Source organism: Acinetobacter lwoffii (genome assembly GCF_015602705.1).
GTDB classification, from domain to species: Bacteria; Pseudomonadota; Gammaproteobacteria; order Pseudomonadales; family Moraxellaceae; genus Acinetobacter; species Acinetobacter lwoffii_E.
In genome coordinates, this window is sequence record NZ_CP059081.1 from 495,922 (window position 1) to 514,361 (window position 18,440).

The 18,440-nt window shown below is 44.6% G+C and carries 13 protein-coding genes, 2 tRNA genes and 3 rRNA genes; 14 read left to right on the forward strand and 4 right to left on the reverse strand.

Going from position 1 to position 18,440, the window contains the following annotated elements; all coding sequences use genetic code 11:
- Nucleotides 1-25: 25 nt before the first annotated feature.
- On the reverse strand, nucleotides 26-1,483 hold the full coding sequence (miaB, locus tag H0S56_RS02355; protein WP_191111885.1) for a tRNA (N6-isopentenyl adenosine(37)-C2)-methylthiotransferase MiaB: 1,458 nt from the start codon (nucleotides 1,481-1,483) through the stop codon (nucleotides 26-28).
- Between the two features lie 334 nt (nucleotides 1,484-1,817).
- Here miaB and H0S56_RS02360 point away from each other — a divergent pair, with 334 nt between their 5' ends.
- The 6 genes from H0S56_RS02360 to H0S56_RS02385 all read left to right on the forward strand — a co-directional run bounded on the left by H0S56_RS02360 (nucleotide 1,818) and on the right by H0S56_RS02385 (nucleotide 6,706).
- A complete protein-coding gene (locus tag H0S56_RS02360; protein WP_195726038.1) occupies nucleotides 1,818-3,752 on the forward strand; it encodes a lytic transglycosylase domain-containing protein in 1,935 nt (644 codons plus the stop codon).
- Nucleotides 3,753-3,783: 31 nt separating this feature from the next.
- On the forward strand, nucleotides 3,784-4,422 hold the full coding sequence (locus H0S56_RS02365; protein ID WP_195725575.1) for a ribonuclease T2 family protein: 639 nt from the start codon (nucleotides 3,784-3,786) through the stop codon (nucleotides 4,420-4,422).
- A 167-nt stretch (nucleotides 4,423-4,589) separates the two neighbouring features.
- A complete protein-coding gene (locus H0S56_RS02370; protein ID WP_004281429.1) occupies nucleotides 4,590-5,576 on the forward strand; it encodes a malate dehydrogenase in 987 nt (328 codons plus the stop codon).
- A 172-nt stretch (nucleotides 5,577-5,748) separates the two neighbouring features.
- Nucleotides 5,749-6,027, forward strand: coding sequence for a DUF2789 family protein (locus tag H0S56_RS02375; RefSeq protein ID WP_004281428.1), 279 nt, complete (start codon nucleotides 5,749-5,751; stop codon nucleotides 6,025-6,027).
- A 51-nt stretch (nucleotides 6,028-6,078) separates the two neighbouring features.
- Complete coding sequence (locus tag H0S56_RS02380) at nucleotides 6,079-6,333, forward strand: DUF2789 family protein (RefSeq protein ID WP_004645105.1); 255 nt, start codon at nucleotides 6,079-6,081, stop codon at nucleotides 6,331-6,333.
- A gap of 115 nt (nucleotides 6,334-6,448) precedes the next feature.
- Nucleotides 6,449-6,706 (forward strand): DUF2789 family protein, encoded by a 258-nt coding sequence (locus H0S56_RS02385; RefSeq protein ID WP_004645106.1) that lies wholly within the window; start codon nucleotides 6,449-6,451, stop codon nucleotides 6,704-6,706.
- Between the two features lie 90 nt (nucleotides 6,707-6,796).
- Here H0S56_RS02385 and H0S56_RS02390 read toward each other — a convergent pair whose 3' ends face one another.
- Nucleotides 6,797-7,324 carry a hypothetical protein gene (locus H0S56_RS02390; protein WP_004281425.1) on the reverse strand — a complete coding sequence of 176 codons (528 nt, stop codon included), beginning with the start codon at nucleotides 7,322-7,324 and terminating at the stop codon, nucleotides 6,797-6,799.
- A gap of 70 nt (nucleotides 7,325-7,394) precedes the next feature.
- On the reverse strand, nucleotides 7,395-7,997 hold the full coding sequence (locus tag H0S56_RS02395; protein ID WP_195725576.1) for a 2OG-Fe(II) oxygenase: 603 nt from the start codon (nucleotides 7,995-7,997) through the stop codon (nucleotides 7,395-7,397).
- A gap of 117 nt (nucleotides 7,998-8,114) precedes the next feature.
- On the opposite strand from H0S56_RS02395, the gene H0S56_RS02400 reads away from it, so the two are divergent.
- The 8 genes from H0S56_RS02400 to rrf all read left to right on the forward strand — a co-directional run bounded on the left by H0S56_RS02400 (nucleotide 8,115) and on the right by rrf (nucleotide 16,852).
- Nucleotides 8,115-8,972 carry a 23S rRNA (adenine(2030)-N(6))-methyltransferase RlmJ gene (locus H0S56_RS02400; protein WP_004732197.1) on the forward strand — a complete coding sequence of 286 codons (858 nt, stop codon included), beginning with the start codon at nucleotides 8,115-8,117 and terminating at the stop codon, nucleotides 8,970-8,972.
- A 38-nt stretch (nucleotides 8,973-9,010) separates the two neighbouring features.
- Nucleotides 9,011-9,832: a CDP-diacylglycerol--serine O-phosphatidyltransferase gene (gene pssA, locus H0S56_RS02405; RefSeq protein WP_005108642.1), complete on the forward strand. Its 822-nt coding sequence runs from the start codon at nucleotides 9,011-9,013 to the stop codon at nucleotides 9,830-9,832.
- Between the two features lie 18 nt (nucleotides 9,833-9,850).
- The gene (locus H0S56_RS02410; RefSeq protein ID WP_195725577.1) at nucleotides 9,851-10,927 is read left to right on the forward strand and encodes a DUF6670 family protein; all 1,077 of its coding nucleotides are present in this window, start codon (nucleotides 9,851-9,853) and stop codon (nucleotides 10,925-10,927) included.
- A 441-nt stretch (nucleotides 10,928-11,368) separates the two neighbouring features.
- A 16S ribosomal RNA gene (locus H0S56_RS02415) occupies nucleotides 11,369-12,906 on the forward strand.
- A 60-nt stretch (nucleotides 12,907-12,966) separates the two neighbouring features.
- A tRNA-Ile gene (locus H0S56_RS02420) sits at nucleotides 12,967-13,043 on the forward strand.
- A 71-nt stretch (nucleotides 13,044-13,114) separates the two neighbouring features.
- A tRNA-Ala gene (locus H0S56_RS02425) sits at nucleotides 13,115-13,190 on the forward strand.
- Between the two features lie 476 nt (nucleotides 13,191-13,666).
- Nucleotides 13,667-16,560 (forward strand): 23S ribosomal RNA (locus H0S56_RS02430).
- Between the two features lie 177 nt (nucleotides 16,561-16,737).
- Nucleotides 16,738-16,852, forward strand: a 5S ribosomal RNA gene (gene rrf / locus H0S56_RS02435).
- Together the 16S, 23S and 5S rRNA genes with 2 tRNA genes alongside form the textbook arrangement of a ribosomal RNA operon.
- Nucleotides 16,853-17,009: 157 nt before the next feature.
- Here rrf and H0S56_RS02440 read toward each other — a convergent pair.
- Nucleotides 17,010-18,392, reverse strand: a complete 1,383-nt coding sequence (locus H0S56_RS02440; RefSeq protein WP_195725578.1) for a dihydrolipoyl dehydrogenase — start codon at nucleotides 18,390-18,392, stop codon at nucleotides 17,010-17,012.
- Between the last annotated feature and the right edge of the window lie 48 nt (nucleotides 18,393-18,440).

The following is an 18,440-nucleotide window of genomic DNA, read 5'->3' on the forward strand; positions in this document are numbered from 1 at the left end:
TGAAGTGTGCGTTATATGCTCTACATTACGCCACGTCAGGCTCAAGATTCAAGAGCTCACCGTAAACTAAATTCAAAGTTTTAATTTCGGTAATTTCAATCTCGGCAAAGCGGCCTACCCAGGCAGGGTCACCAATAAAGTTGACATAACGGGTATTGTCCGCCGTACCGACCAGAATATTCGGATCTTTATCAGAAACTTTTTCGATCAGTACACGCTGGATGGTCCCGAGCATGGCATCCGTCTTGTCAATGCTTGAACGCTTAATCCATTGCTGAACTTTGGCCAGACGTTCTTTTTTGACATCTTCAGAAATCGTATCTTCCAGTTCTGCCGCAGGCGTACCCGGGCGTTTTGAATAGATAAAACTATAAGAATGGTCAAAATCCAGATCCTGAATAAACTGATAAGTCTCTTCAAAGTTTTCATCTGTTTCACCCGGGAAACCAATGATAAAGTCTGAAGATAGGTGCATGTCAGGGCGAACTGCACGTAACTTTTTAATCTTTTCGATATAGACATCGATGGTGTGGTTACGCTTCATCGCTTGCAACACATCATTGGAACCGCTTTGTACCGGCAGATGCAGGTGTGAAACCATTTGTGGCAGGTCACGATAGCATTGTATCAGGTCGTCATTAAATTCCAGTGGATGCGAGGTGGTATAACGAATACGGCCAATGCCCGGAATATCTGCAACCAAACGTAACAGATCGGCAAAGGTACAGATATTGCCTTCAAAAGTTTCACCACGATAACCGTTTACGTTCTGACCCAAAAGTGAAATTTCACGCACGCCTTTTTCTGCCAGACCCGCAATTTCAGCGAGCACATCATCCAGTGGACGAGATACTTCTTCACCACGCGTATACGGCACCACACAAAAAGAACAGTATTTAGAACAGCCTTCCATGATCGAGACAAAAGCTTTATAACCTTCAACACGCGGTTCAGGTAAAAAGTCGAATTTCTCGATGTCCGGGAAGGAAATATCCACCAGTTTGATTTTTTCTTTTTTCGGCTTTTCGATCTGCTCAAAATGCTGATCCAGCATTTGCGGCAAACGGTGCAGGGTTTGCGGGCCAAAGATCATGTCGACATAATTGGCACGTTTCTGGATGTTATCGCCTTCCTGAGAAGCCACACAACCACCAACACCAATAATCAGGTCAGGATTTTTATCTTTAAGCTTACGCCAGCGACCCAGCTCGGAGAAGACTTTTTCCTGTGCCTTTTCACGGATCGAGCAGGTATTCATCAGCAGAATATCGGCATCTTTAGGATCGGTGGTCAGCACATAGCCATGAGAATCGCCTAACAGGTCTGCCATACGGTGACTGTCGTACTCATTCATCTGACACCCTTGCGTTTCGATGTACAGTTTTTTGACTGAAGCATCGCTAATTGGGGTGTGCGCTGGCTGGGTAACAGTGTTTTCTGAGGCAGCTGGGGCACCATTCGGAATGAAGGTTTGAACCGTCATGTAGGCTCCTACAAGGTAATACGTTGAAAGAGTGAACGAACAGCCTGATTGATGCATCAAACAGGTGAATAAAAATTCAATTCACGGACTGAAATCTTGGAAAGGCGCATATTTTAGCAGGAAAGTCGCTTAAACTTATAGCCCAAATTAACTGTGGAAAAATATTGATTTATGGGCAAAAATTGTCTGTAGATTAATATTGCTTAATCATAAGGTTACATAACTGAACAATAGAGTTGGTTATAATCTTCAAACTAGCTCTTATGATATGCAACATGGGCAAAGCACAAAATCGATGATAGAAGGCAAAGGGATGTTGAAACACACTAAAACTATGTATAAATACTATAAATTAATTACTTTAAGTGTGGCATGTATCTGTTCAGCGAGTACACAGGCAGCAGAAGAACAATTTAATGATGCCTTGCGTGCAGCCAATGCAGGCAATATTGAACTGTTACAGCAATATCGTCTGTCTATGCAGAATGATGCCTTGGGCTATTATCCGGAATACTGGATTTTAAACCAGAATCTTGCCATGCAGCCTGTCAGCCAAATTATCAGCTTTGCCCAGCGTTACCCTCAATCTGCTATGGCTGAAAAGCTGGCAGCGGACTATGTCGAAGAAAAAGTAAAAATGGCAGACTTTAGCACTGCCCAACCGGTATTGCCTTATGTAACCAATGCCGATCCTGCCGAAGCCTGTGCAGTGGCACAAGTGCGTGCCAAAGCTGGCGATCAACTGGTCTATGCCGAGTTTAAAGAAGTCTGGTTAACTACCAATAGCCAACCCGAATCTTGTACTGGTTTAGGCCGGATGATGCTATCCAGTCCACTCATGACCTCAGAAGACCGTCAGCAGCGACTCTGGGGGCAACTTCGTGCCGGACAGTCAGGACAGGCGATTGCGACAGCGCAAGGCATTGGTTTAAATCTGTCTCTGGCACAACTGAATTCGATTCAGGCCAACCCCACTAATTATTTGTGGTCTGCGCCTAAAAGTACTGCGGCAGAGCATGCCTATCTGATTTATGCGCTGGGACGTCTGGCCGATAGCGATTTGGACTCAGCTTTGTCCATTGTCAAAAGGACTGCCGAAGGTACACCCGTACAGGTACAACGCGCCTTATATCGTGCTGTCGGTTATATCGGTGGCACCACAGTCATGAAAAACAACTTCAACCGTGAAGTATTGAATGCGCTGGATGCCAGCTATGGCCTGCCATTTAGCCCGGAAGAAGCCGAGATTTATGCGCGTCAGGCAATTCGTTTTAGTGCCTGGGAAAGCCTGATCCGTGCGATTGACAGCATGAGCGTCAACCAGAAGCAGGAAGATCGCTGGCAATACTGGCTGGCTCGTGCCAGTGAACAACGTGCTGACCGTGCTTCCAAACAGGCAGCAGAAAGTATTTATCGCAAACTGGCGACCGGTGATGATTATCACAACTTGCTGGCACGCGACAAGTTGGGACAGCTAACTGCAAGTACACCAAATCCAGTGCAGCCATCCAATCAGGCTATGCAGCGCTTGAATCAGGACATTCATTTTCGTCGTGCTTTCACGCTACGCAATATCAGTGCACCGGATAACTACATTAACCGTGAATGGAACTGGGCAGTGCGTCAGGCTTATCTGAAGAAGGATGATGACCTGTTACTGGCTGCGGCAAAGCGTGCTATGGACATGGGCTGGCATGATCGGGCCATTTATGCTGCCGATCGTACCGCGAACAAGCATAACTACAATTATCGTTTTCCAATGCCACATCAGAATTACGTGGTCAGTCATAGCCGCAATGCCGGCATAGATCCGGCCTGGGCCTACGGTTTGATGCGTCAGGAAAGCCGTTTCAATACTGTGGCACGTTCACATGTCGGTGCGGGTGGGCTGATGCAGATTATGCCAGACACGGCCAAGTTGGTGGCACGTCAAATGGGTGAAGCTTATAACCCGGCGGCACTCACCGATATGAATACTAATATTCGCTACGGAACATTTTATTTATCTACGATTCAGCGTCAGCTTAGTGATAGTCCGGTTCTGGCAACGGCAGGCTATAATGCCGGTCCAAACCGTGCCCGCCGCTGGCAGCCAGAATTTCAGGGGATTGCCGCAGATCAATATACTGAAAGTATTCCTTTACTTGAAACCCGAGATTATGTGAAACATGTCATGACCAATGCCACGCATTACGGTATCTTGTTAGGACAGGGGGCACAGTCAGTGGGTAAACGCATGCAACTGATACCATTACGTAATACACAATAAAATTAAAATTATTGGGGATGGTGATTTATTCATGAAAATAATGAAGGATCGTCGAGTCTGGGCGGGATCGTTTGCGCTTGTGGTTTTGGCCAGCAGTCCGGCTGCGTTTGCTGCGCCGACAGACTATGTCATGGATGTACAAATGGTCCCGGCCTTATGTAGCTTGTACCCTGAATATGCCAAGAAACGAAAATGTCTGGAAGGTTATTCGCTGAATATCTCCGGCTTATATCCTCAGACCACATCACAAAATTGTACGACCAATAGCTCTGCGAAACTGTCACCACTGCAGTCCAAGGTGGTGGCCAGAATCATGCCGGATGACAATACCCGGACAATTTTATGGCGTAATATCGGTGGCTGCGTGCCGATGAATGCCAGTCAGTATTTCCGGACGATTATCAATTATGCAGATCGTCTCAAAGTGCCTGCGGAACTGACGGAACAGGAAAATATCACGATTTCTGTCGATACATTGCGAGCCAAATTCCTGAAAATTAATCCGCAATTACCGGGCAATGCCTTGCGATTCAACTGCCAGCAGACTCAGTCAGCTAGCGTGCTTACCTCGATCAAGGTCTGTTATCGCCCCAATGGCAATTACAAATCCTGTCCTGCCAACATTATTAATACATGCCCAAAAACTGTCACAATAAAAGGAACATACTGAGCTTTTTTGCCGATTTAATTTATATTTCCTATCAGACTTTAGGTGAAATCCGTCCTCTTTTATATGCATCTGGCAAAGGATTGGAGTACAATCTTTCGCGTTTACGATTATTAGATTAAATACTAACTATTTAATCGCATTGAATATCCTCAATTGGAGATAATTAGATGAAGCAAGCAGTTCGTGTTGCCGTTACTGGCGCTGCAGGTCAAATTGGTTACAGCCTATTATTCCGTATCGCAAGCGGCGAAATGCTAGGTAAAGATCAACCAGTGATTTTGCAATTGCTCGAAGTTCCTTTTGAGAAAGCTCAACAAGCGCTTAAAGGCGTAATGATGGAGCTTCAAGATTGTGCATTCCCATTACTAGAAGACATGATCGGTACTGATGATCCTAAAGTTGCATTTAAAGATGCTGACTATGCGTTATTAGTTGGTTCACGTCCACGTGGTCCAGGTATGGAACGTGCTGACCTGCTTAAAGTGAACGGTGAAATCTTCATCGGTCAAGGTCAAGCATTGAACGAAGTTGCAAGCCGTGACGTTAAAGTTCTAGTTGTTGGTAACCCTGCAAACACGAATGCTTACATCGCAATGAAATCTGCTCCAGATCTTCCAGCGAAAAACTTCACTGCAATGTTACGTCTTGACCACAACCGTGCTGCATCTCAAATTGCTGCTAAAACTGGTAAAGCGGTTAAAGACATCAAAAATCTTACAGTTTGGGGTAACCACTCTCCAACCATGTATGCCGACTACCGTTTTGCAACAATTAACGGCGAAAGCGTTAAAGACATGATCAACGACCAAGAATGGAATGCAAATACATTCCTTCCGACTGTTGGTAAACGTGGTGCTGCGATCATCGAAGCACGTGGTTTGTCTTCTGCTGCTTCTGCTGCTAACGCTGCAATCGACCATATGCGCGATTGGGCTCTTGGTACAAACGGCGAATGGGTAACGATGGGTATTCCTTCTGATGGTTCTTACGGTATTCCTGAAGGCGTAATGTTCGGTTTCCCTGTAACGACTGAAAACGGTGAATACAAAATCGTTCAAGGTCTTGAAATCGACGAATTCAGCCGTGAACGTATCAACGTTACGTTGAACGAACTTGAAGAAGAGCGCGCAGCAATTGCTGATATGCTTAAATAATTTGATCTTCTTAGATTAAGTTGAAGAAAAGCACTCCATTTGGGGTGCTTTTTTTATGTCACTCACTTTAATCAACAAAAAATAACAAGCTGTGAAGGAGAGACAACTGAGTTTTCGCTATGAGCGATCTAAGGTAGAGACAAGATTATAGATAAAAAAGATGGAGGTTCAGATGTTAGAACAACGCGCCACCTTCGAACTTTTCTTTGAACAATTGGGTCTGGATTCGAGTCCGGAAGCGATTGATGAGTTTATTAATACGCATCAAATCGGTATGGATGTGCCCCTGCATAAAGCTCCTTTTTGGAGTAAATCACAGCATGACTTTCTGATCAGTCACTGGAAGAAAGATGATGACTGGGCCATTTTTGTTGATGTATTGAATGAACAATTACATATTGAGGCAGAGGGTTCAGGTTCCTGTGACATACCCGGCCATAAATCAACCTAAGAATTCGAATCTCAACACGCTCATAATTTAACACTACGATGGAGTCTATTTATGCTTACGGAACAACAGTTAACTTTAGAATTATTATTTGAACAATTGGGTTTGCCTTCTGATGAAGCCTCAATTAATCAATTTACCCATACCCATCAATTGCCATCTGAAGTCGCATTGCCAGATGCCGAATTCTGGAGTGAGGGACAAAGTGCCTTCCTGCGTGAACATTGGCACCAAGATGATGAATGGATTGTCATTATTGACAAGTTAAATCAGCTTTTACATGTGGAAAGCGACAAACAAAGCGTTTAAATGCATTCATACAAAAAGAAACAACAAACCTAGTCAAAGGACTAGGTTTTTTTTGTCTTATCTTATAAGTTAGATCTATAAATAATTACAATTTATCTGATATAAGGAGGGCGCGATGCTCGCAAAGAACCAACCATCCTTAGAGCTCTTGTTTTCTCAGCTCGGTCTCGCCAATAGTCCTGCGGCTATTGAATTGTATGTACGCACCCATCAACTGCCAGCAGGGCTGTCCTTGCATGATGCGCCATTCTGGAATAAAGCCCAGCGTTCTTTATTGATTAGCCATTTGGTACAAGATGATGATTGGGCAATTTGGGTCGATGAACTGAATCAGCAACTGCACATGGACGCCTATAGACGTCAACCTGCCTGATTATTTTTCCTGAGCCTTTCTAATATTTAGAATAAGACGATATAACTTGCATTAAAAAACGCCTCATCTGAGGCGTTTTTGTTCTTTGGCTTAATGCATTTTGCTTTTTAATATTTTGTTAAACCATTCGTGCTGACGATAATCATTAAAAGCATGATGCTGCTGTAATAATTCCAGCTCAAACTCGGCAGTCGTAGTGTATTTACCTAACCAGTGACGCGTCAGGGCTGGCTCATTTTTACTGGCACTGGCATAGGCCAGGAAGAAATAAATATCACCATGCTCATAACTGGCCATTGGCTTTAAAATTTGCTGGGTAATCAGGGCGAAATGGTGCTCTTTGGTCAATTCAAAAAACATCATATAAGCCTTGGCCAGATGCAAAGATAGGTTGATATACATGCGCAGCGGCATTTCTTCAAATTCTACCCGGCCTTGTTCCAGCAACACTACGGCTTCTTGCAGGAAATGTCGCTGTTCCTGACGCAGTTCACTTAAAGTCACCAGCTGTAAACGAAGATCAGCACGTTCAAGCGTTAATTCTGGCGTATTGCCTTTTAAGTACAATTGGTCAGTTTCACCCAGACGTTGAATAATCTGTTTGGTTGTTAATCGCATCAACGCAATCCTCATTTCTCAATAATGGCTATATGAGGCTAAAAATTAAAATTTAAAGCGGCAGGTCGTCTTAGAGTAGTGATGTATCACTTCTTAGCCAGGCGGTAATGGATAGGCGTTGCTGGTTAGAGATTAAAACCTCATGTAATAAATCGCTCTGGAACAGCGCCATTCGGTTCGGTTTTGGCTGGATAATATGCCACTGACCATGTTTATCCTGCAGGCGCAGTTCACCGCCCCAGTCCGCCTGCCATTGTCCATGTAAATAATACACACTGGAAATCATCCGGCCATTTTTATCTTGAGGATTGTCGCGGTGCAGGGTATAGAACTCACCCGCGTGATAGCAAGCGAAATGTGCTTCGACATCTTTGATGCCTAAATAAAACGCGCGGTTTAAAATTTGGGAAAATTGTTGAAGTGTTTGGATGTGTAGGTGGGAAATTTGAAATTCAGGTTGTAACCAAAGAATATGATCACTACGGATGTTGTTAACTACACCATTTTGAATGGCTGCATTACGAAATTCGTTTAAGTGGCTTAAGCATTCTTGACTCACTGCATGTTGATATTCGCTAGAGTAAGCATCGTCAACAATACTAAAGCCATGTTGATCTAAATCATCTAAGATTTGATCAACATTCCAATCCCCTGGGATGATAACTGCTTCCATTTTTTCAATTCTCGATAGTGTGATAAAAAAAGGTCCGCTATTTTAGTGCAATAATCGTTTCTGAACGAAATAGTTTTTCATGTTAAAATAGCAATTGATCTTAGGAATAATTGAAACATGAATTACCGTCACTCTTACCACGCAGGCAACTTTGCCGATGTCATGAAGCACGTTTTATTGCTTCAGTTGTTGACTCGACTGAATGCAAAAGACAAACCTTATCGCTATGTAGATACACATGGTGGTGCAGGTAAATATGATTTGTCGACTGCCGAAGCGCAAAAATCAGGTGAGTTTTTAAACGGTATTCATCGTCTGGTTAAGCTTGATGATTCGATCAAGCGTAATGCACCTGAAGGCGTACAACAATACTTAAAAATTGTTGAAAACATGCGTGAAAACTTTGGTAAGGGTGCTTATCCGGGTTCACCGTGGTTTGCGCTAGAAGGCATGCGCGAGATTGATAAAGCGACCATTTTTGAAATGCAGCGTGATGTATTCCAGCAACTTCGTCATAATATTTTTGACAAGCGTGCCGGTTTGCATGAACGTGATGCATACGAAGGTCTTTTAGCAGTCATTCCGCCGAAAGAAAAACGTGGTCTGGTGATGATCGATCCGCCGTATGAACTGGAGCGTAAAGATTTCCCACAGTTGGTTGAGCTGCTGGTTGCTGCGTATAAGAAATGGCCGACAGGTGTCTTCGCCGTTTGGTATCCAATTAAAGACCGTGCCATGATTGAACGCTTCGAGAAGAAAATGTTCAAGACTGGTATCCGCCGTCAACTGGTTTGTGAAGTCTGTGTATGGCCGGATGATACCCCAGTAGGCCTGAACGGTTGTGGTTTGCTGGTGATTAACCCACCTTGGAAATTCTCTGAAGATGCTGATGAAGCACTACAGTGGTTATTCCCGCATCTTCGCATGAGTGAAAACGGTGGTCACGCTGCAGTTCGTTGGTTAGTGGGCGAATAATTTTTTCAAAGATCAGGTCATAGCTAGGATCGACAAGAATGACAAATATAAGCAAACCGGAACGTGACTCTTCAACTGAAGTGCCTTTCGATGGCATCACCTTTGAGGTAGAAGAAGAGGAGCATACCCAGGAAGGGCAAAAAGTTAAGCGTCGAGGCATCTATCTATGGCCGAACCTGATTACAACGGCAGCGTTGTTGTCAGGTTTCTACTCGATTATTGCCAGTATGAATGGTGATTTTCAGCAAGCTATTTATGCGATTTTTATTGCGGCATTACTGGATGGACTGGATGGGCGTGTGGCACGTGCTATTGGTGCACAAAGTCCGTTCGGTGAACAATTTGACTCGCTTTCTGATATGCTGGCTTTTGGTGTAGCTCCCGCTATTTTGATGTATAGCTGGGGCTTAAGCGATTTGGGCCGTATTGGTCTGGCGGCTTGTTTTGTTTATACCGCATGTGCTGCGTTCCGTCTGGCACGCTTCAATGTACAGATTGGTGTGGTCGACAAACGTTATTTTATTGGTGTCGCAAGTCCTCTGGCTGCCATCATGATTGTGTCACTGGTCTGGGTCGGTCTGGATTTTCCAGAAATCTTTGATATTCGTGAACCTTCTCTTCAGGTCATTAATGCAGTGGTCATCATTGCGGTAGGCTTGTTGATGATTTCCAATATCAAATACTATTCATTTAAAACTGTAGAACGTAAACGGGTTCCATTTTTTGTCTTACCAATCGCCGTATTCGTCTTTGCAGCGATGACTTATAATATTCCTGTCGGCATTCTGGTCATTTCTATTCTCTATGCCTTGTCTGGTTTTGTAACCACCTTTATGGCAAAAAGATCGAGTACATTATAAAAAGATAAGGAGTCTGAGATGCGGTTTCTTCAAGATTTTTTAGATCGTTCGAAACAGCTGAATCAGACTCCTACTGTTTCGCGCCATCCCGCCTATCATGGCCCCACCTCAAAATATAAAATTATTCATCAGGGTTTGATGATCCCCGGGCTTCCGGCACCCCTCTATTATTTAAACTTTCTGAGTATTATCGGGCAACCCAATGCACCCATGCTGGCAAACCCGAGTGCAATCGAAACCACAGCCTTAGACACCGCCACCGTGATTTGCAGTTCGAGCCCACATATGGTGGGACAATTGCATCACTATTCGGTCAAGAAGGACTGTCATTTTAGATCAGGTCTGTTTCAGTTTCTGGATCGTGAGCAATTGAGCGGAAGTTTTCCAAATTTTCGTTTGCAGCGTTCTGACTCGGAACTCAGTTTTGATTTAAATATTCAAACCACTCAACTGATTTCTCATTTTACCCAAATGCGGTTTTCCTTGGCAGATCACTGGTCTTTGCTATGTCATTGTCAGGGAACGGTGAACTATAAAGCGCAGCAATATACGATTGATGGTCTTGGAAGCTTTGAATACGCGCGGAGTTTTAACTTTCCTTATCTACCTTTGGCCTTCCTGACTTATCAAATTATTAATCTCAGTGAAAACAGGCAACTGTTGTTGGCGCAGATTCGGGATGGTTTTAATCGTATTGTTCAGTCGCGGATCTATCTGCGTGATTTAAAAAACATGCGGACCCAAATGTTCGATCGAAAAGTTTATTTTAAAGTTCATCGTGTTTATCCGTGTGTCACGACACCCAATCGGCAAAGTATGTATTTGCCGCGCGAATTTGAATGGTGTTATGAAAATGCAGACGGTACTTGTATCTGGGTACAAGGTCAAAGTCGTGGAGATTTTAAATTTGGCCTGGCAGCGGGCTATGTAGGAAGTTTTAGTTATCAAGTGAAAATAAATGAAGAAACTGAAAATGGGGAAGGGGGTTATTGTGAATACATAGATTGCCGGCCTTTACGCTTTCAAGAACAGAATAAAACTGAAAAAAGATTAAGTCATTTATCCAATTCAGTCCCTTTAATGCTCAAGAAATGAAGAAAAGCGCGATTTTTGTAGAATAAATAAACAATCGTGATGATTTTGCTGAATTATTTAAAAATAGGGGTTGTATTGGGTTGGGAATCCTGTAGAATGCACATCCATCGGCGGTGATGAAGATTAAAACTTCTGATAAAACAGTGACTTAGTTAAGTTTGATTGAGTTGGGTTTTAGAAAGAAAGTTTAAAAATAGTTTTCATTGCTAGTTGACACTAAGAATATCTAGTGTAATATAGCCGACCTAGCTTGCTGGTGACGAATCAGCAAGAAGATCATTAAGAGATTATGAAGAACAACTTGTGTGGATTTTTACTGGTTGATCGATCGAAATTATTTTCATTGATTGATGGTAGAAATTACTCGAAGTTTATTTGAGAAATATTTGTCAGAAAATTGATGAGCCAAGATTGGCACCCTTTAAGGTGCTACATAGTATTAAACTGAAGAGTTTGATCATGGCTCAGATTGAACGCTGGCGGCAGGCTTAACACATGCAAGTCGAGCGGGGAAATGTAGCTTGCTACATTACCTAGCGGCGGACGGGTGAGTAATGCTTAGGAATCTGCCTATTAGTGGGGGACAACATCTCGAAAGGGATGCTAATACCGCATACGTCCTACGGGAGAAAGCAGGGGACCTTCGGGCCTTGCGCTAATAGATGAGCCTAAGTCGGATTAGCTAGTTGGTGGGGTAAAGGCCTACCAAGGCGACGATCTGTAGCGGGTCTGAGAGGATGATCCGCCACACTGGGACTGAGACACGGCCCAGACTCCTACGGGAGGCAGCAGTGGGGAATATTGGACAATGGGGGGAACCCTGATCCAGCCATGCCGCGTGTGTGAAGAAGGCCTTTTGGTTGTAAAGCACTTTAAGCGAGGAGGAGGCTACCGAGATTAATACTCTTGGATAGTGGACGTTACTCGCAGAATAAGCACCGGCTAACTCTGTGCCAGCAGCCGCGGTAATACAGAGGGTGCAAGCGTTAATCGGATTTACTGGGCGTAAAGCGCGCGTAGGTGGCCAATTAAGTCAAATGTGAAATCCCCGAGCTTAACTTGGGAATTGCATTCGATACTGGTTGGCTAGAGTATGGGAGAGGATGGTAGAATTCCAGGTGTAGCGGTGAAATGCGTAGAGATCTGGAGGAATACCGATGGCGAAGGCAGCCATCTGGCCTAATACTGACACTGAGGTGCGAAAGCATGGGGAGCAAACAGGATTAGATACCCTGGTAGTCCATGCCGTAAACGATGTCTACTAGCCGTTGGGGCCTTTGAGGCTTTAGTGGCGCAGCTAACGCGATAAGTAGACCGCCTGGGGAGTACGGTCGCAAGACTAAAACTCAAATGAATTGACGGGGGCCCGCACAAGCGGTGGAGCATGTGGTTTAATTCGATGCAACGCGAAGAACCTTACCTGGTCTTGACATAGTAAGAACTTTCCAGAGATGGATTGGTGCCTTCGGGAACTTACATACAGGTGCTGCATGGCTGTCGTCAGCTCGTGTCGTGAGATGTTGGGTTAAGTCCCGCAACGAGCGCAACCCTTTTCCTTATTTGCCAGCGGGTTAAGCCGGGAACTTTAAGGATACTGCCAGTGACAAACTGGAGGAAGGCGGGGACGACGTCAAGTCATCATGGCCCTTACGACCAGGGCTACACACGTGCTACAATGGTCGGTACAAAGGGTTGCTACCACGCGAGTGGATGCTAATCTCAAAAAGCCGATCGTAGTCCGGATTGGAGTCTGCAACTCGACTCCATGAAGTCGGAATCGCTAGTAATCGCGGATCAGAATGCCGCGGTGAATACGTTCCCGGGCCTTGTACACACCGCCCGTCACACCATGGGAGTTTGTTGCACCAGAAGTAGGTAGTCTAACCTTAGGGGGGACGCTTACCACGGTGTGGCAGATGACTGGGGTGAAGTCGTAACAAGGTAGCCGTAGGGGAACCTGCGGCTGGATCACCTCCTTAACGAAAGATTGACGATTGGTAAGAATCCACAACAAGTTGTTCTTCATACGATGTATCTGAGGGTCTGTAGCTCAGTTGGTTAGAGCACACGCTTGATAAGCGTGGGGTCACAAGTTCAAGTCTTGTCAGACCCACCAAATCTGACTAACGAAGCATGAAAGTGCTGAAGCAAACAGAACAGAACGATACATTGACTTATTGATAAGCTGGGGACTTAGCTTAGTTGGTAGAGCGCCTGCTTTGCACGCAGGAGGTCAGGAGTTCGACTCTCCTAGTCTCCACCAAATTTCAAGATCATAAAAGCACTGCTTTTACTTGAAATTTAAGCAAGAAGCTACGCTTCGCGCAGTATGTAAGCATACAGTGATGAAGTTGTTTAGTTCCTAAGCGATCAGGTGTTTAGATCCTAGAGATTAACAAGTACAAGCGTTATGATACGCGCACTTGATAATCTCTGTGATTTATCACAGTTTCCTGACCTGACGAAGGCTGGAAAAATCATTAACAGAATATATTTGAGTTGAAATAATTTGTTCAAACTCGTTTTTAAGATCAACACTAACAGTGATTTATTACTGTGATGTGAAGATTAAAGAAATGAGTTCTAGCGAAATTAACTGAATCAAGCGTTTTGGTATATGAATCTAATTGAAGCTGTACAGTAGTTGAATCTACGAAACGCCAACTGTATGAGAGTGTTGAAAGACACAATCTGTTGCTTATCCCACTTGTAAGGATAAACGACTGTTTGGGGTTGTATAGTCAAGTAATTAAGTGCATGTGGTGGATGCCTTGGCAGTCAGAGGCGAAGAAAGACGTGATAGCCTGCGAAAAGCTCCGGGGAGGCGGCAAATATCCTGTGATCCGGAGATGTCTGAATGGGGAAACCCACTTACCATAAGGTAGGTATTGCAACATGAATACATAGTGTTGCAAGGCGAACGAGGGGAAGTGAAACATCTCAGTACCCTTAGGAAAAGAAATCAATTGAGATTCCCTCAGTAGCGGCGAGCGAAAGGGGAAGAGCCCATTAAGTCATATAAGTTCTAGTGGAACGCTCTGGGAAGTGCGACCGTAGACGGTGATAGTCCTGTACACGAAAGGGCTTATATGATGATGTCGAGTAGGGCGAGGCACGTGAAACCTTGTCTGAATATGGGGGGACCATCCTCCAAGGCTAAATACTCCTGACTGACCGATAGTGAACCAGTACCGTGAGGGAAAGGCGAAAAGAACCCCTGTGAGGGGAGTGAAATAGATCCTGAAACCGCATGCATACAAGCAGTGGGAGCCGACTTGTTCGGTGACTGCGTACCTTTTGTATAATGGGTCAGCGACTTATATTCAGTAGCAAGGTTAACCGCATAGGGGAGCCGTAGGGAAACCGAGTCTTAATAGGGCGTTTAGTTGCTGGGTATAGACCCGAAACCAGGTGATCTATCCATGAGCAGGTTGAAGGTTGGGTAACACTAACTGGAGGACCGAACCCACTGTCGTTGAAAAGCCAGGGGATGACTTGTGGATAGGGGTGAAAGGCTAATCAAACTTGGTGATAGCTGGTTCTCCCCGAAAGCTATTTAGGTAGCGCCTCGGACGAATACCATTGGGGGTAGAGCACTGTTTCGGCTAGGGGGTCATCCCGACTTACCAAACCGATGCAAACTCCGAATACCAATGAGTACTATCCGGGAGACAGACTGCGGGTGCTAACGTCCGTAGTCAAGAGGAAAACAATCCAGACCGCCAGCTAAGGCCCCAAAATTATAGTTAAGTGGGAAACGATGTGGGAAGGCATAGACAGCTAGGAGGTTGGCTTAGAAGCAGCCACCCTTTAAAGAAAGCGTAATAGCTCACTAGTCGAGTCGGCCTGCGCGGAAGATGTAACGGGGCTAAAACTATATGCCGAAGCTGCGGATGCATAATTTATTATGCGTGGTAGGGGAGCGTTCTGTAAGCCGATGAAGGTGGATTGAGAAGTCTGCTGGAGGTATCAGAAGTGCGAATGCTGACGTGAGTAACGACAATGCGAGTGAAAAACTCGCACGCTGAAAGACCAAGGGTTCCAGTCCAACGTTAATCGGGGCTGGGTGAGTCGACCCCTAAGGCGAGGCCGAGAGGCGTAGTCGATGGGAAATTGGTTAATATTCCAATACTTCTGTGTAATGCGATGAGAGGACGGAGAAGGTTAAGTCAGCCTGGCGTTGGTTGTCCAGGTGGAAGGTTGTAGGCATGTATCTTAGGCAAATCCGGGGTACTCTATGCTGAGAACTGATAGCAAGCTGTACTTGTACAGTGAAGTGGCTGATACCATGCTTCCAGGAAAAGTCTCTAAGCTTCAGTTACACAGGAATCGTACCCGAAACCGACACAGGTGGTCAGGTCGAGTAGACCAAAGCGCTTGAGAGAACTCTGCTGAAGGAACTAGGCAAAATGGTACCGTAACTTCGGGAGAAGGTACGCTGTTGTCTGTGATAGGACTTGCTCCTTGAGCGGCCGACAGCCTCAGAAACCAGGCCCCTGCAACTGTTTATTAAAAACATAGCACTCTGCAAACACGAAAGTGGACGTATAGGGTGTGATGCCTGCCCGGTGCTGGAAGGTTAATTGATGGGGTTAGCGTAAGCGAAGCTCTTGATCGAAGCCCCAGTAAACGGCGGCCGTAACTATAACGGTCCTAAGGTAGCGAAATTCCTTGTCGGGTAAGTTCCGACCTGCACGAATGGCATAATGATGGGGGCGCTGTCTCCAGCAGAGACTCAGTGAAATCGAATTCGCCGTGAAGATGCGGTGTACCCGCGGCTAGACGGAAAGACCCCGTGAACCTTTACTGCAGCTTGACATTGAACTTTGATCTTACTTGTGTAGGATAGGTGGGAGGCTTTGAAGTCGCGACGCTAGTTGCGATGGAGCCGTCCTTGAAATACCACCCTGGTAATATTGAGGTTCTAACTCTGTCCCGTTATCCGGGACGAGGACCATGTCTGGTGGGTAGTTTGACTGGGGCGGTCTCCTCCTAAAGAGTAACGGAGGAGTACGAAGGTGCGCTCAGCGTGGTCGGAAATCACGCGTAGAGTATAAAGGCAAAAGCGCGCTTAACTGCGAGACCCACAAGTCGAGCAGGTACGAAAGTAGGTCTTAGTGATCCGGTGGTTCTGTATGGAAGGGCCATCGCTCAACGGATAAAAGGTACTCTGGGGATAACAGGCTGATACCGCCCAAGAGTTCATATCGACGGCGGTGTTTGGCACCTCGATGTCGGCTCATCTCATCCTGGGGCTGAAGCAGGTCCCAAGGGTATGGCTGTTCGCCATTTAAAGAGGTACGCGAGCTGGGTTTAGAACGTCGTGAGACAGTTCGGTCCCTATCTACCGTGGGCGTTGGAAATTTGAGAGGATCTGCTCCTAGTACGAGAGGACCAGAGTGGACGAACCTCTGGTGTACCGGTTGTCACGCCAGTGGCATCGCCGGGTAGCTATGTTCGGAAGGGATAACCGCTGAAAGCATCTAAGCGGGAAGCCTACCTCAAGATAAGATTTCCCCGAGACTTTATGTCTCCTAAAGAGCCGTTGAAGACTACGACGTTGATAGGTTGGATGTGGAAGCATAGTGATATGTGAAGCTGACCAATACTAATTGCTCGTGAGGCTTGACTATACAACACCCAAACAGTTGTTGTATAAAAGCTCGATTGATTCGATATTAAACAAAGTGACTTGATTTAGTTACGCTAAACGAACAAACTATCCAACTCAGATAAATCTGTTAATGAATTCTATTTGGTAGAAAGCAAGGCATCTCAATAAGACCTAGCAAGTATCCATAAACAGTTGTGCTGGCGACCATAGCAAGAGTGAACCACCTGATCCCTTCCCGAACTCAGAAGTGAAACCTCTTAGCGCTGATGGTAGTGTGGGATTACCCATGTGAGAGTAAGTCATCGCCAGCTCATTATTCCAAAATCCCCCTCCGCATTAGCAGAGGGGGATTTTTTTATGGGCGGAATAATTGTCTTATATATGTCATATATAAATTTAACATCAACATTGCTCAATATTAGACTAGAGCAAGAACCAATTTTAAAGCGTAATAGGTTTATAGTTCCTTTATAGCAATGCATCCAATTGACGTCGAGCATGTTTAAATGCAGTTCTGAGTCCTTCTTCCAAAGTTGGATGATAAAAAGGTTTCTTTAAGATCTGATAAATATCCTGGTCAGCATCAATCATCCAGGCCAGTGAATGGGCCAGATGTTCTGCTTGGGAGCAAAAGAGTTCTGCACCAAGTAATTTACCTGATTTTTTAGCAATATAAACTTCTATTCCACCTGAGTTTTCTGCCAAAACCAGTGCACGCCCTTGATTTTCATAAGAGACGAATCCCCGAATAAATTCGATGTGTTGATCTTCCAGCTGTTTAAAACTTTTTCCGACAATCGCCATTTCAGGATGACAAAATACAATCGCCAATGGGATTAAGGCAGGAATAGGCTTTACATCCGGATAATTTAAACAGTTATAAACTGCCTGTTTACCCGCATGCGCGGCTTCATGTTGAATCGGCGCATCAGGTGCGGCATCACCGACTATAAATATAGGTAGGTTTGCAAGTTGTTTGGTTTCTTTATCGATAGGAAGGTTTTTGATGTCCTTGAATGTTGAATTGAGTTGATCTAGACCTAAACGATCTATATTGCTTTGCCGACCTGTGGCGCCTAAGATATAGTCAACTTCAATACTTTCAGTCTGATCATTTTCTGTAAAATTAATCTTTATTTTATCAGCTTGTATTCCAACTTCATCTGGCAAGTTCTTAAACTTGATATTGAGTTCTTTACTGAGTTGCTCCTGTGCCAGTTTCTGTAAGACTGGACTGGTTAAGGCACCTACTTTTTGACTACGCGCAAACATTGTAGTTTGTACACCCAGTCGTTGCATGGCTTGAGCTAATTCAATTGCAATGATGCCACTCCCGATTACCGCTAAAGACTCAGGTAATTGAGAAAATTCAAATATTTCATTAGAAGTGATGTATTTTTCTTTTAATTGTTGCTTTAAAGCTTTATCAACATTAGGGCGTGAGCCTACAGCAACAATAAAACTTTTGGCCCGATAGGATTGTCCATTGACTTCGATCGTTTGGGGATCAATAAATTTGGCTTTTCCGGAAATTTTATGTGAGCTGTCCCATTGATCGACACCTTTCAAGGTTGCACGAATAAAACGTTCTCTAAGGACATGCACACGTTGCATAACATCTGAAGTATCAATGACAGCGTTATGCTTTAAAGCAAGTTCTTCAGCAGTTTGAATGTCATGCATGCGATTTGCAGAAGAGATCAGCAGTTTACTAGGCATACAACCTACCCGGGCACAGGTAGTGTCCCAGGGGCCATCATTGATAATTAAAATATTCTGGGTGTATTTGATGGCTTCGTTATAAGCACTGATTCCTGCAGTGCCTGCACCGATAATGATGAGGTCGTACATTAATTGCTCTTATTGAAATCAATTTATGAATATAAGCTAGCATACAAA

Excerpts from the sequence above, each read along its gene's own strand:
- H0S56_RS02400 (WP_004732197.1), top strand. The coding sequence starts at position 8,115 with ATGAATTACCGTCACTCTTACCACGCAGGCAACTTTGCCGATGTCATG.
- miaB (WP_191111885.1), bottom strand. The coding sequence starts at position 1,483 with ATGACGGTTCAAACCTTCATTCCGAATGGTGCCCCAGCTGCCTCAGAA.
- H0S56_RS02410 (WP_195725577.1), top strand. The coding sequence starts at position 9,851 with ATGCGGTTTCTTCAAGATTTTTTAGATCGTTCGAAACAGCTGAATCAG.
- pssA (WP_005108642.1), top strand. The coding sequence starts at position 9,011 with ATGACAAATATAAGCAAACCGGAACGTGACTCTTCAACTGAAGTGCCT.
- H0S56_RS02365 (WP_195725575.1), top strand. The coding sequence starts at position 3,784 with ATGAAAATAATGAAGGATCGTCGAGTCTGGGCGGGATCGTTTGCGCTT.
- H0S56_RS02390 (WP_004281425.1), bottom strand. The coding sequence starts at position 7,324 with ATGCGATTAACAACCAAACAGATTATTCAACGTCTGGGTGAAACTGAC.
- H0S56_RS02440 (WP_195725578.1), bottom strand. The coding sequence starts at position 18,392 with ATGTACGACCTCATCATTATCGGTGCAGGCACTGCAGGAATCAGTGCT.
- H0S56_RS02375 (WP_004281428.1), top strand. The coding sequence starts at position 5,749 with ATGTTAGAACAACGCGCCACCTTCGAACTTTTCTTTGAACAATTGGGT.
- H0S56_RS02360 (WP_195726038.1), top strand. The coding sequence starts at position 1,818 with ATGTATAAATACTATAAATTAATTACTTTAAGTGTGGCATGTATCTGT.
- H0S56_RS02380 (WP_004645105.1), top strand. The coding sequence starts at position 6,079 with ATGCTTACGGAACAACAGTTAACTTTAGAATTATTATTTGAACAATTG.
- H0S56_RS02395 (WP_195725576.1), bottom strand. The coding sequence starts at position 7,997 with ATGGAAGCAGTTATCATCCCAGGGGATTGGAATGTTGATCAAATCTTA.
- H0S56_RS02370 (WP_004281429.1), top strand. The coding sequence starts at position 4,590 with ATGAAGCAAGCAGTTCGTGTTGCCGTTACTGGCGCTGCAGGTCAAATT.
- H0S56_RS02385 (WP_004645106.1), top strand. The coding sequence starts at position 6,449 with ATGCTCGCAAAGAACCAACCATCCTTAGAGCTCTTGTTTTCTCAGCTC.